General features: G+C 51.4%; 14 protein-coding genes. 12 read left to right on the forward strand and 2 right to left on the reverse strand.

All coding sequences use genetic code 11. The features are described from left to right. Positions 1 to 8: 8 nt before the first annotated feature. Positions 9 to 452 (reverse strand): regulatory protein RecX, encoded by a 444-nt coding sequence (locus H573_RS0100995; RefSeq protein ID WP_027872645.1) that lies wholly within the window; start codon positions 450 to 452, stop codon positions 9 to 11. A gap of 142 nt (positions 453 to 594) precedes the next feature. On the opposite strand from H573_RS0100995, the gene H573_RS16490 reads away from it, so the two are divergent. The 12 genes from H573_RS16490 to H573_RS0101055 all read left to right on the forward strand — a co-directional run bounded on the left by H573_RS16490 (position 595) and on the right by H573_RS0101055 (position 11,466). Further along, the gene (locus H573_RS16490) at positions 595 to 795 is read left to right on the forward strand and encodes a Flp family type IVb pilin (RefSeq protein ID WP_036255425.1); all 201 of its coding nucleotides are present in this window, start codon (positions 595 to 597) and stop codon (positions 793 to 795) included. Positions 796 to 838: 43 nt separating this feature from the next. Then, complete coding sequence (locus tag H573_RS18710) at positions 839 to 1,273, forward strand: prepilin peptidase (protein ID WP_051170797.1); 435 nt, start codon at positions 839 to 841, stop codon at positions 1,271 to 1,273. A gap of 20 nt (positions 1,274 to 1,293) precedes the next feature. Beyond that, complete coding sequence (locus H573_RS0101010; protein WP_161624219.1) at positions 1,294 to 1,740, forward strand: TadE/TadG family type IV pilus assembly protein; 447 nt, start codon at positions 1,294 to 1,296, stop codon at positions 1,738 to 1,740. Positions 1,741 to 1,886: 146 nt separating this feature from the next. Then, positions 1,887 to 2,771, forward strand: a complete 885-nt coding sequence (gene cpaB, locus H573_RS18715; protein ID WP_161624220.1) for a Flp pilus assembly protein CpaB — start codon at positions 1,887 to 1,889, stop codon at positions 2,769 to 2,771. Positions 2,772 to 2,806: 35 nt separating this feature from the next. Further along, positions 2,807 to 4,117, forward strand: a complete 1,311-nt coding sequence (locus H573_RS16505) for a type II and III secretion system protein family protein (RefSeq protein WP_051170798.1) — start codon at positions 2,807 to 2,809, stop codon at positions 4,115 to 4,117. Positions 4,118 to 4,132: 15 nt separating this feature from the next. After that, positions 4,133 to 5,389, forward strand: coding sequence for a TadA family conjugal transfer-associated ATPase (locus H573_RS16510; protein WP_084497828.1), 1,257 nt, complete (start codon positions 4,133 to 4,135; stop codon positions 5,387 to 5,389). After that, positions 5,389 to 6,246: a type II secretion system F family protein gene (locus H573_RS18720; protein WP_051170801.1), complete on the forward strand. Its 858-nt coding sequence runs from the start codon at positions 5,389 to 5,391 to the stop codon at positions 6,244 to 6,246. Before H573_RS16510 ends, H573_RS18720 begins: the two co-directional genes overlap by 1 nt. Before the next feature lie 9 nt (positions 6,247 to 6,255). Then, entirely contained in the window at positions 6,256 to 7,122 is an 867-nt protein-coding gene (locus H573_RS0101035) for a type II secretion system F family protein (RefSeq protein WP_027872648.1), read from the forward strand. Next, positions 7,122 to 7,829, forward strand: a complete 708-nt coding sequence (locus H573_RS0101040) for a hypothetical protein (protein ID WP_027872649.1) — start codon at positions 7,122 to 7,124, stop codon at positions 7,827 to 7,829. Before H573_RS0101035 ends, H573_RS0101040 begins: the two co-directional genes overlap by 1 nt. 11 nt (positions 7,830 to 7,840) lie before the next feature. Then, the gene (locus H573_RS16520; RefSeq protein WP_036255427.1) at positions 7,841 to 8,095 is read left to right on the forward strand and encodes a DUF3613 domain-containing protein; all 255 of its coding nucleotides are present in this window, start codon (positions 7,841 to 7,843) and stop codon (positions 8,093 to 8,095) included. Positions 8,096 to 8,097: 2 nt separating this feature from the next. Further along, positions 8,098 to 10,191: a TadG family pilus assembly protein gene (locus H573_RS0101050; protein WP_084497830.1), complete on the forward strand. Its 2,094-nt coding sequence runs from the start codon at positions 8,098 to 8,100 to the stop codon at positions 10,189 to 10,191. A gap of 105 nt (positions 10,192 to 10,296) precedes the next feature. After that, on the forward strand, positions 10,297 to 11,466 hold the full coding sequence (locus H573_RS0101055; RefSeq protein WP_027872651.1) for a PilT/PilU family type 4a pilus ATPase: 1,170 nt from the start codon (positions 10,297 to 10,299) through the stop codon (positions 11,464 to 11,466). A 54-nt stretch (positions 11,467 to 11,520) separates the two neighbouring features. Here H573_RS0101055 and recA read toward each other — a convergent pair whose 3' ends face one another. Further along, complete coding sequence (recA, locus tag H573_RS0101060; protein WP_027872652.1) at positions 11,521 to 12,555, reverse strand: recombinase RecA; 1,035 nt, start codon at positions 12,553 to 12,555, stop codon at positions 11,521 to 11,523. Positions 12,556 to 12,767: the final 212 nt, after the last annotated feature.

Raw genomic sequence — 12,767 nt, forward strand, 5'->3', positions numbered from 1 at the left:
CAACATAGTTATGCAATTCTGCAAACGCGCCGGATGGACTCTGCGTCGAAGCCACGATGATGAAGAAATCGCTGCCGTTTGGCCAGCTCCCGCCGATCTTTGGGTGGAACATCGGCATATTTTTTTTGGTAAACACCCTGCAATTGCTCGAACCAGTCGAAACCGCCATCGGTAAACGCCTCATCGATAACCGTCTCTGAAACACCGCGGTCGCGCAGTTCCATGCGAATACGCGAGGGGCCAAAGCCACTATTTGCTCTCATACGCAGATAGCTCTCGGCAAAACGTTGATCACTTTGCAGCCGCTCAAGGGCCAAGCGCTCCACAACTATCGCAATGTCCGCATCACAACTGGGAAAGCGCTGCGCCAACTTGGACGCCAGCTCCTTACGGCTGTGCTCCCGCCGGGCCAACAAGTCCATCGCTTTCTTTCGTATACCTATGTCGCTCAATTTCTACTATCCTAACTGGGGGTAGATGCTCGCCCCTACGGCAAATACTTATTTTTTTTAATCTGTGCAAATAGCAAAGTAACAACACGGTCAACAGGGCGTTATTAGACTCGACCGCTTTCTCTTACCATGGAGTGTAACTATGTTAGTGCAAATTCAAGTATTGTTGATGCAGATTTTTTCGGGTTCCCTGGCTAAATTCCGCGATGACGAGCGCGGTGCGAGCGCCATCGAATACGCAATTATGGCTGCCGTACTGATCGGCGTCATCATCGCAGCGATTGGCTTGCTGGACCTTGGCGGCATCTTCACTGACATCAACGCAGATATCGACGCAGCCTAGACGCATTATTGAAATTGGCGGCGAAAAAGGAATTCCCCGTGTTATGGCCATTGTCATCATTCTGCTACTTGCAATCTTGGCATATGTTGATTGGTCATCACGGAGAATCCCCAACGCCCTAAATCTGGCGCTGTTTATAGCATCGCTGAGCATTTTTATCGGCAGTAGTGGCATCAGCGCCTATCAATGGGTGGTGAATATTGTGCTCGCCCTTACTATTACACTGCCAGGCTACCTTTCGAACAACATGGGAGCGGGCGACGTCAAGCTGCTGATGGCCCTCTCTCCGCTCTGGCCGCCGACGACGTTACTCTTTGTCTTCGCCTCGGGTACTCTGATGCTGTCATTCATCATGATTCTCATCGAAAAAAGTAAGCGGCATGATAACCATCGAGCGCGCGGACTCCCGATCGGCACTGCGGTGAGCCTGGGCGCAGCAATGCTCCCACTCACGCCACGCTTTCCATTTTCGTTATGACACACCGCGAGGAAAACATGATGGCCGGGGCGCCAAATACTACAAATAATTCGCGCCAGAGTGGTGTGGTCGCCATTGAATTCGCCATTCTATTCCCGGTATTTTTCGCTCTAAGCTATGCAGTAATGGCCTATGGTATGTATTTTCTACTGCTGCAGAGTTTTGCCTATGCGGGCGAGGATGCCCTCAGGGCAGCGCTAGCTACCGACTGTGCTGCAGCGATATGCACGGAGGCAGAGCTAGAGCCTGTCGTTACGGCGCAAGTTCAGAATTCACTTACCTGGTTCTCCGCAGACCTCGTCAATGCAGCAACGGCCGGAGACGATTTCTTCAGCTGCGATGCAACGATGCTGTGCACGGTGAGGCTCAGCGCTTCACCCATTTTGGACAACATAAACCTACCTATTATCGGCAGCATTCCCAACCTGCCCGACCCGGTAGTCAGCCGCTCCAGTCTGCGCATGTAGTGGTCGCGACCAGGAAACTATACGTAGGTGCCACAATATCAGCACAACGTCACACCACCTAACATCAGGGAAAGAGACGCTAAACTAAAATATAGCGACGGTGTAAAACGATAACTTCATCTTAGATGCATTCAAGGGATATACCGATGCAAGCAAGGACTCTCAAGATCATCGCTGCACTGCTAATTATCAGCGCAGTTATCATGGGTATCATTGGTTATCGAATTAGCCAACAAGATGCCATTCGTGACCAACAGCGGCAGACTGTGGCAACGCAGGCCGACTCCTATACGTATGCTCAAAAGCTAGTCATTGCAACTAGAGACATCGCCAAGGGGGAAACCCTGACCGAAGAGGAGCTGATGCAAGTTCCTTACGCAATCAAGGTCGAGGGCAGCTTTGCAACGGTCTCAGAGCTAGTTAACAAGCGAAGTAAACAAGACATTCTAAAAGGCTCGGTGATTCGTGACAGCGATTTCGAATCCGATAGCAAATTAGCTGAGCAAATTCAGCCAGGTCACCGCGCCGTTGCCGTTAAAGTTGATGAGGTTATCGGCACCGGAGGGTTCTTAAAGCCCGGGGATTTTGTTGACGTCATCTTTAATAGCCGTGCAACAAAAGAGACCAACGACCGCAGTTTGTCGCGACGCGTATTACGCAATATTCGTCTGATCGCGTTTGGCGACGAGGTCGAGGGCGAAAAGCCACAGCCGGTTACTAACGAAAGCAGTAAAAAAGCGAACAACAAGGATGGCGGAAAACGCAGTCGCTCCGCGGTGCTGGAAGTGCCGACAGACGAGGTAAACCGCCTTGTGTTAGCTGAGAACGCCGGGGGTCTTCGATTGGTGGCGATCGGTGAAGCTGACCGCCTAGCGCGCGAGGAGATGATCGCATCCGGTGAAACGCCCAAAGAAAACGAAGACAAAGCGACCTTGATGCGAGAAGTGACGGGCTTTAAACCCGCCCCACCGCCAAAATCGATTTATATGTATAGCGGCGATAAAGTCGAGACAATTCGAGTACGAAACTAATGCAGCAACCACTGGTTCGATATGGAGCATCTATCATGAAACAGGGATTTTTAATTGCTTTGCTGTTAGGGCTAGTCACCAGCCTGCATGCGGAGCCCTACAAGACCCTGCGACTGGAACTAGGTGAGCAGCAAATGCTGAGTACCAAATACAGCGTAAAGAGGAGCGCCATTGGGCGCCCGGACGTTGCGTCACTTAAAGTACTCAATTCAAGAGAATTTCTTCTGACTGCAAAACAACTTGGAGCAACCTCGCTGTTGCTTTGGCAGGGCGGCAGGCAGCCAACGGAGTTTCGCATAGAGGTCGTACCCAGTTTGTCACCCAGTACGCGCGACGGCATTGCGGTAGACAGCAGTGGCCCCTACATCAGCTTGCAGGGCGAGACTCGGTCCTTACAACAACATCAGCAACTACTCACATCAAGTGGCCCCAATGTTTTGGACAACACCGTCCTGCGCGGCTCCATGCAGGTGCAAACAGATATTCGCATTGTTGAATTCAGCCGATCTCAACTCAAGCAAATTGGGACCGCGCTGTCCTACGTCGGTGGCGATACATCGATCGCAACCGGCGGATCTGGATTGCTTCCGCTATTAGAGGGCAATGGGCCACTCGGTGCATTGTTGGGCATTACACCAACAGGCGCGGATGCCTCCTCAATACTAGTGGGTCATGTAAAAGATGGTTTTAGTGCAGCTATTAACGCCCTTGCTCGAAACGGTTACGCCTACACACTGGCTCAACCAACGCTGGTAAGTATGTCCGGGCAAACAGCAACTTTTTTGGCGGGTGGGGAATTCCCCTACCCAGCGTCGAACCGCGATGGCCAAATTCAAATTGAATACAAAGAGTTTGGTGTGCGGCTGCACTTAACACCAACCGTACTTAGTGAAAATAGCATCATGCTAAAAGTTGCCCCGGAGGTCAGTGACCTGGACTTTACCAACGGCGTGCAAGCCAGCGGCGTTTCCGTTCCCTCTCTGCGTGTGAGGCGCACTGACACCTCGATCCAGCTCGCTCCCGGGGAGAGCTTCATTATCAGTGGTTTGGTAAGCAGAAACACCTTTACCAATGCCGACCGGCTGCCCGGCCTGGGAGATATTCCTATATTGGGCGCCCTATTCCGCTCTACACGGTTTTCACAGGAAGACAAGGAGCTGATCATGATTGTCACTCCCCACTTGGTAAACCCCATCGCCAAGGACGCGGAGCTGCCAGAACTGCCCGGAGAAACCTACAAGCACTACGTCCCCTCATTTACCGATATGCTGTTTCGCGACCTGGATAAGTCCAGCAAGCGAGCAGCGAAAAAGGCGCAGAAATCCGATGTCGGATTCGCCGATTAATAAGGGAGTCCAGTGATGAGGCTGATCGACCGGAGAACACCTGAAACTAAGCGGGAACAAGTCGACGATTATGAAACGCTCAAAGCCGCCCTTCACCGCTTTGTTATAGACCGTATCGAAGATGACAATATCATCTACGACGATGACTCAAAAAAGTTAGAAGAAGCGATTGGTGCCTATATACGCCAGTACTGTCGTATTTACGAGGTAAATATCGGCCGCGAAAAATTCGATAATCTAGAGAAAGAACTGCTAGACGAAATTGTGGGTTTTGGCCCCCTACAAGTTCTTCTCGACGACCCCGATATCAATGACATCTTGATCAATGGTCCGCGGCGCATCTTTGTCGAACGTCGCGGCGTACTAGAACAATCTTCGATGCGTTTTCTAGACGACCGTCATGTGCTTCGGGTTATTCGGCGCATGATATCGCCATTGGGGCGTCGCATTGATGAGTCCAGCCCCATCGTCGATGGCCGACTGGCAGATGGTAGCCGTATTAACGCCATTGTTCCGCCGCTCGCGCTAGATGGCCCTTGTCTGTCCATCCGCAAATTTCGCAAGGACCCTCTGACCGCCGAAGAACTCCTGGCTGGTGGGTCGATAACCAAAGACGCACTGGACTTTCTCAGTGAGTCGGTTGCTAAAAGGCGCAATATCTTAATTAGCGGGGCGACCGGTTCCGGTAAGACCACTTTGCTTAACATTCTGAGCCAGTATATTCCGGCAACCGAGCGGATCGTAACCATTGAGGACGCTGCAGAACTCCAGTTGCGCAACAGTCACGTGGTGCGCTTGGAGACCCGACCGGAAAACAATGAAGGTGTTGGCCAAGTCACACCGGGAGAGCTTGTCAAAAATGCCCTTCGCATGCGCCCAGACCGAATTATTGTCGGTGAAAGCCGCGGTGGAGAGGTCGTGGACATGTTGCAAGCCATGAATACCGGCCACAATGGCTCGATGACTACCGTGCATGCCAACTCAGCTAGCGACGCGATCACTAGACTGGAAATGATGGTTGGGATGTCGGGGTTCAAAGGCTCAAGCGAGTTAATTCTCAAAATGATTGGCAGCGCATTGGACATGATCGTTCATATCGGCCGCCAATCAAATGGGCATCGCTGTGTAATGCAAATATGCAAACTCACGAATACGGCGAACGGACTGCAACTACGCGAGCTATTCGCACTGGATGCTGGCGGCAATCTCGCAAGAAACCCCAGTGAGCAAAATGTTCCCCTGCTCAACGACGTAATGCCGGGGTCGCCGTGATGTTTTGGATAGCCCTGGTGGCACTAATGATTGGCCTGGCCTTTGTGCTCATGCTGTTGGTCAATGTCGAAGCACCGGCAGAGGTCGAAATCGCCGAGGTCGAACGCAAAGACCCCGTGCCAGAGTTCATTACTAATTACCTAGCCGCCAATGGCGTAGAACTGCCAGCTGTCGTGATCTACAGCGTCATTGCCAGCCTCGCAGCAATGACGATTCTGTGCATTGCATTACTGCCGATTAGTATCGCTGCCATCAGCATTTTAACTGGCTATGCCGTCGCGTTTCTCAGCATAAAATTTGTCGGCAGCAAACGTCGGGCGAAGATGCTCGAGCAACTGCCCTCTTTTATCAACCAAGTTACCCGTAGGCTTTCGGCGGGTATATCTGTAGAAAATGCCTTCGCAGACTCAGTTGAAACCCTGGAGCGTCCCTTGGGCACCGTCATGCGGCGAGTAGTCAGACGGGTACACCTGGGCTACGACCTTCACCAAGCTTTCAGTCGTGAAGCTGGCGTGACGAAGCTGCACGAATTCAACGTAATTGCGACGGCCCTGCGCATCAACGAACAATACGGCGGGAGTATTCGCTCTATTCTGGACGATATCGTGGGTATTTTGCGAATGGATGAGGCTGGCAAGCGTGAACTAGCCGCAATGACAGGAGAAACACGTTTCACAGCGACAGTACTTGCTCTGCTGCCGCCAGGTATCGCCGTATACATGTTTAGCATCAACCCGGACATGATGCTGGAGGTGTGGTCCCAAAGCAGTGGTAAGTCCCTATTTATCATCTCCGCGGTAATGGAAATACTGGGCGTATTCGTACTGTGGCGCATGGTTAACTCAATAGAGTCATAGGCAATAGACATGGAAGCGCAACATTATTTTTTCATTATCGGCGCATTAATATTATGCACCGCACCAGTAATCCTTCTGGCTACCGCACACATTAATAGTGATGCCAGCGAGAACACTAAAATAGAGTTTGGGCGCCATGACACCTGGCGAATGCTTCGCGAGGAAAACACCCATATTGCCTCGCTCTCTCAGCTGCTACGCCGCGCGGGACTATTTACCAGCGCACAGCAGATCAAAGCGATTTCATTGACCTTGATCGCTTGCATAGTTTTAGGCGTGATTGCCGCCGCCGTGAGTTTGTTTAAAGGGCTGGCTATCGGGCAAGTCTTGGCCATCACCGGAGCGACGGTGATTGGCAGTGTTGTACTGGCCTACCTCATTCTAAAAAACCAAGCAGACGAGCGACAAAACGCCTTAGAAAAAGAAACCATGATGTTAATTCAGACCACGCGCATGCTATGGCGTGTCGGCCTGTCTTTACCCAAAACCCTAGGCATTATTTGCGAGCAACTGTCGGAATTATCGCCCAACTGCGCCAAGGAGCTTTCCCTGGCAGCAAATAAAATTGAGTCGGGGCAGAGTCAAGAAGAGGCCCTTTACGAGCTTATCAATAGCTGCAGTGCAGAGGGCTTCAAAGAGTACCTGATTGTAATCCGCCAACAGTCCATTACTGGCGGTAGTATCGATAAGTCCCTTGATGAACTCTACTTGCTCTTACAAAACCGTCGGCGGCTTAGCTTACAAGAACAGGTTAATAAGATATCGGGAAAAATGTCATTGGTGATGATGCTGTTTTTATTTCCCGCTTTAGTATTACTTGCAGCGGGCCCTAGCTTTTTCTCCATGGTGCAAGCGCTTAACGAGCTGGGTGGATGATGAGTACGTTAATAAACAACGGGTGTATTCGACGCTTTCTGCCGCTGATGCTGGCGTCACTGCTGTTATCGGCATGCGCCTCAGCGCCTTCACAAGTATCGCAACACCGTGGAGATTGTGGCGCCTCATTGAGCCAAACCCAGCGGGTAAAACTAGATCTTGTTGAGCAGTTATTGTCAGAAGGCAGTTACTTCTCTGCACAAGCGCACCTCGAGCAAGATGACAGTGATAGTCCTCGGGCCCTTTGGTTGACCGCCGAAGCACAACGTAAGACGGGGATGCTGAGTGAAGCCTACGACAACTACAGAGACCTCAGCCTGACCTGCATGACCGCTGCCGGCCACGCTGGCATGGCGAAGATACTTGCCACCCGTGGCGATCTGGCAATTGCCCATCAGCACATGTTGAAAGCCAGACACCTCGCCCCTACCAGCGCAGATGTTCGCAACGACTACGGCTTTATTCTTCTGGCAATGCGAGACTTCAAGGCAGCCCAACGAGAGTTTATGACCGCATTACAACTGAAAAATGGTCATCCGGTAGCTATGCGTAACATGATTATCAGCCTAATACTTGATGGTGACACCCGAACCGCACTGCGCCTCGCTCAGAACAACGATATTAATAGTGCAGAATTTAATCAGCTCCTTGAAAAAGCAAACCATTTCACCGAGCCCACTGTCGCCAAACGCGCCATTGTTAAATAGGGAATTAATGTATGAAGAATCGACTATTGATACTTTCATCACTCGCCTTTAGCTGTGCGGTCACCGCGGGCGAGCCCAGCTATGACATTAGCCGCGACACCGCAACAACGCGAGCCTTAGCCGCTCAACGCTCTGGAGAAATAGCCTCGGATATTCCTCAGAAGCAGAACGGCGCTTCACGCGCGTTAAGCTATAAACGCTATACCGAAAGCTTTGACCGCCCGATTCCCGTGTCATTTATCGACACAGACTTTAAAACGGAATAGTAATGAGTGCCGTCCGCCACTTCATTCGCCAGCCAGCGCCTTCGCAACAGCGAGGGGTAATGACGCTGACCTTAGCTGCGTTAATGTTGGCGATAACTGCTTTTCTTGCGCTCTCAGTCGATACTGGCAGGCTTTTTCTGGAGAAGCGCACCCTGCAAAGGCAAGCTGACCTAGCGGCCCTGGAAACGTCATTGACCTATTGCCGCGACCAATCGCTAGATGATGACGGCCTATTTGCGGCCGCCCAGGCGGCATTGGCTAGTGAGCGCAATAATTTTCGTGGCGATGCGGGTGGTATTGCGGTTGTGCTTGGTGAGATCACGAGCGCTGATGACGGCAACGGTGGTAGTGTCAAACAATTTACCGCAAGCGCCGATGGGAAGGCGGTACAGGTCACGCTGACGCGAACGATACGTGCATCTCTTTTCGGCAGTGTGGTACCCGGCGGCAACCAAACCATCACTATTGAAGCGCAAGGCGCTGCAGAAGCTTGCCAACCCGTCGCATCGCTACATTTGCGTAGCAATTTGCTCAACGTCGACTCAAGTCAATCTGCCCTGCTCAACGGCGTCTTAGGCGGCTTGTTAGGCACGACCCTCAACCTCAGTGTCGCGCAGTGGGACGGGCTACTGGACACAAACCTCAATTTGCTGAGCTACCTTGATGCTCTGGCCGTTGATCTCGGCATCTCCGCAGGAGACTACGATAGCGTACTTAACGCCGACGTTAGCCTGGGAGATCTACTCGACGTCGGCGCAGATGTGCTGGAATTGGGGGGGAATACAGCGGCGGTTAGCGCATTTCGTGATCTTGTCTTAGCTATCCCTGGGGCCACTCCCCTGATATCGCTCGGTGAGCTGCTTGAGGTGCAAACCGGAGCACCCGACGCCGCGCTAGACATTGGCCTTCAGGCAATGCAACTTGTTCAAGGCACCATTCAACTGGCTAACAGCAAATCTGCGATCGCCGCCGACATACCCATAAACCTTCTCGGCTTAGCCGGCGCCACTGTAAAACTGCAAGTGACCGACCCCCCAAGACTCATGGCCACCGGCAACCCAAAGCTAGCAACAGATGCCCCATACGGCGCAGATGCGATATTTGTCAGATCAGCCCAAGTACGCACATTTATATCGCTAGACCTGCCAATTGTCGGCACCACCCTTAATACGCTGCTAAGCCTCGTCAATGACAACCCTTTACTAAACGGGATCGCTGGCACAGTCAGCAGCTTGTTGTCACTGGATATACTCGGTGTACTACAGGGGCTGAGTTGCGTGGTTTACTGTGACATCCAGAGAGACCTTTTAGATATAGAAGTGCTAAGCTCGCCGAGACTGGATATCCTTCTTGAGGCAGGCAGCGGGGACGGTCGCGTAACCGATTACGATTGCGACGGCGAAGACAAAGCGCTGGATGCCCTCGCAAATAGCTCCGCCGTAAGCGTACTTGCCGGCAGCCTGGGTAGCGATATGAATGATGCGGCTACTAACGCTTTTGATGAAGCCTCACCAAATGTGGAGCCCATTCCGATACTCGATATCGGTACCAAGCGGGTACGCTACCAGTGCACCCTATTGCTGATTTGCTGGACTGAATACTGGGACGGCAGCGCTTGGGATGGTGATCCCAGTGCCGCCGAGCGGGACGCCTTCACTGGAGGCGGGTTGGGCCTGAGTTTAGACTCCGATTTGCTCGCGGGCTCAGAAACTCTGAATTTCGCCAACAACCCATCCGATGACTACCTACCCGAGTTCGGTGTAGATCCAATAGATGAGGCCTATCAAAGCGTCGACACCCAAAGCCTCGTAGATAACTTGGAGGGCGATTTGCTGGGCTTAAATCTAGAGTTCTACGCCCCTACCAACAGCGGCGATGGTATTACCGGGAACACACTCGGTGGACTCCTCTTCCTTGTAGGCTCAGCGGCTAATGCACTGACTGACGCAGTTGAAGCTATTATCACATCTACGCTTTCCCCACTGCTGACAGCCATTATTAATCAGCTGTTGGATGCGCTCGGTGTCAGCTTGGCCGAGACCGAGGTAGGCGCGGCCATGACCTGCGAAAGTGATCGAGTGAAGCTAGTAATGTAACGCGAGCCTTTTCGCTTTATTAATGCTGCCTTCTGCAAAAAAATATAGTCTGACAACGACTGCTGTTACACTGTAAAAAAACAAAATCTGCTGGCTATAACCACAATGAACTTCAATGACTACCTAACCATTCTCGCAAAAAATGGTGGCTCCGACTTATTTCTCAGCACCGGCGCTCCGCCATGTGCAAAATTTCACGGGAAATTAAAGCCTCTAGATAAAGAACCGTTCACATCAGGTGCGATCAGGGATATTGCCTATGAAATAATGGATGACGAGCAACAGAAAGAGTTCGACCAAGAGCTCGAAATGAACCTTGCTTACGCCATTCCTAATGTTGGCCGCTTTCGCGTCAATATATTTAAACAACGCAACGAAATCTCGATAGTGGCTAGGAATATTGTCACGGATATTCCCAACGTCGACTCCCTGGGACTCCCCCCGGTTTTGAAAGACGTGATTATGACAAAACGGGGCCTGGTGTTATTCGTTGGGGCAACGGGTTCTGGCAAATCAACGTCTCTGGCAGCACTTATTGATCACCGGAATACCAACAGCAGCGGTCATATAATTACCATCGAAGATCCGATTGAGTTCATACACCGGCACAAGCGTAGCATTGTTAATCAACGCGAAATTGGTGTGGACACGCGCAGCTTCCACCAAGCCCTGAAAAACACCCTCCGGCAGGCACCTGATGTGATTTTAATAGGAGAAATTCGCGACCGCGAAACGATGGAACATGCCATTGCCTTTGCCGAAACGGGGCACTTGTGTATTTCCACACTGCATGCCAATAACGCCAACCAGGCGCTCGACCGGATCATTAACTTTTTTCCCGAAGAGCGCCGGAATCAATTACTGCTCGACCTCTCTCTCAACTTAAAGTGCTTCGTCTCTCAGCGCCTAATCCCCACCCTAGACGGGAAGCGCTGCGCTGCTATCGAGATTTTATTGGGTACGCCAACCGTCGCCCAAGCTATTCACAAAGGCGACGTCGAGTCGATCAAAGAGATCATGGCGAAATCAGAGAACCTGGGGATGCAAACCTTTGATGCCGCCTTGTTTAAGCTTTACGAGGAAGGAAGAATCTCTTTTGACGATGCGTTGAAGAACGCCGATTCGTCCAACAACCTACGTCTTAGGATTAAACTAGAAAGTACGAGAGGTATTCCTGCCGATAAGGAAGAGCCTGATACGAATAGTAGTGACAGAAAATCTGATAACGCTTTCAGCCTGCAAATAGAGGAAGAGCCTCAAGAACCTGAGAGTTAGGTCAAAAGGAGTCAGGGGCAAGCATTAATGCCCCTGAGCCAGTTAGCTGCAAAGCTACTCTTCGCTAGCCCCTACACTTTCTTCTGCTTTTTTAGCAGTCGGCTTCGGTAGCAGCTGCTCGCGAATGGCCGATTCAATTTCATTGGCGATTTCGGGGTTCTCACTCAAGAAGCGTGCAGCGTTTGCCTTACCTTGACCAATCTTGTCGCCTTTATAAGCGTACCAGGCACCAGATTTATCAACTAAGCCCAGCTTGACGCCCAAGTCGATAACTTCGCCCATGCGGTAAATACCACGGCCATACATGATTTGAAATTCAGCTTGCTTAAAGGGCGGTGAAACCTTGTTTTTCACAACTTTAACGCGGGTTTCATTACCAACAACCTCATCGCCCTCCTTCACCGCGCCGGTGCGACGAATATCCATGCGAACTGACGCGTAGAACTTCAGGGCATTCCCACCAGAGGTGGTTTCGGGGTTACCAAACATAACCCCAATCTTCATACGAATCTGGTTGATGAAAATCACCAGCGTATTGGTCTGCTTGATACTGCCAGTAAGCTTTCTCAGCGCCTGGGACATCAACCTCGCTTGAAGACCGACGTGAGAGTCACCCATGTCGCCCTCGATTTCAGCCTTCGGCACTAGCGCGGCGACCGAATCGATAACAATGACATCGACAGAGCCGGACCTAACCAGCATATCGGTAATTTCCAGCGCTTGTTCCCCGGTGTCGGGCTGAGAAACCAGCAAATCTTCCAGGTTCACACCAAGCTTTTCGGCGTACTGGGGGTCGAGGGCGTGTTCTGCATCAACAATAGCCACTGTCTTGCCCAGCTTTTGCGCCTCAGCCATTACCTGCAAACACAGCGTGGTTTTACCCGACGACTCAGGGCCATATATCTCTACGATTCTTCCAAACGGCAGGCCACCGATCCCAAGGGCAACATCCAAACCCAATGAGCCTGTGGAAACAGAGGGCATGATTTCACGAGAGCTATCCCCCATTTTCATAATTGAGCCTTTACCAAACTGGCGCTCAATTTGCCCTAATGCCGACTCCAGAGCCTTCTGTTTGTTGGCGTCCATAGTTTCTCACCCTTCTTTATGTCGCTAGTGGTCTTAACCACACTTGCGAGGCCGCTGACTAATTACTGTATATATACTCAGTATTATGTAAGGCGTTGTCAATCCCTGCTGAAAAAAAGTCCTGCTCACGACGCTGGCGACACAACGAGGCATTCCGTAAACTTCTCGCTTTTCCCCAGCAAAGTGACGAGCGGATTTTCCCTCGGGTTCGG

The organism is Neomelitea salexigens DSM 19753, from assembly GCF_000422345.1.
GTDB classification, from domain to species: domain Bacteria; phylum Pseudomonadota; class Gammaproteobacteria; order Pseudomonadales; family Spongiibacteraceae; genus Spongiibacter; species Spongiibacter marinus_A.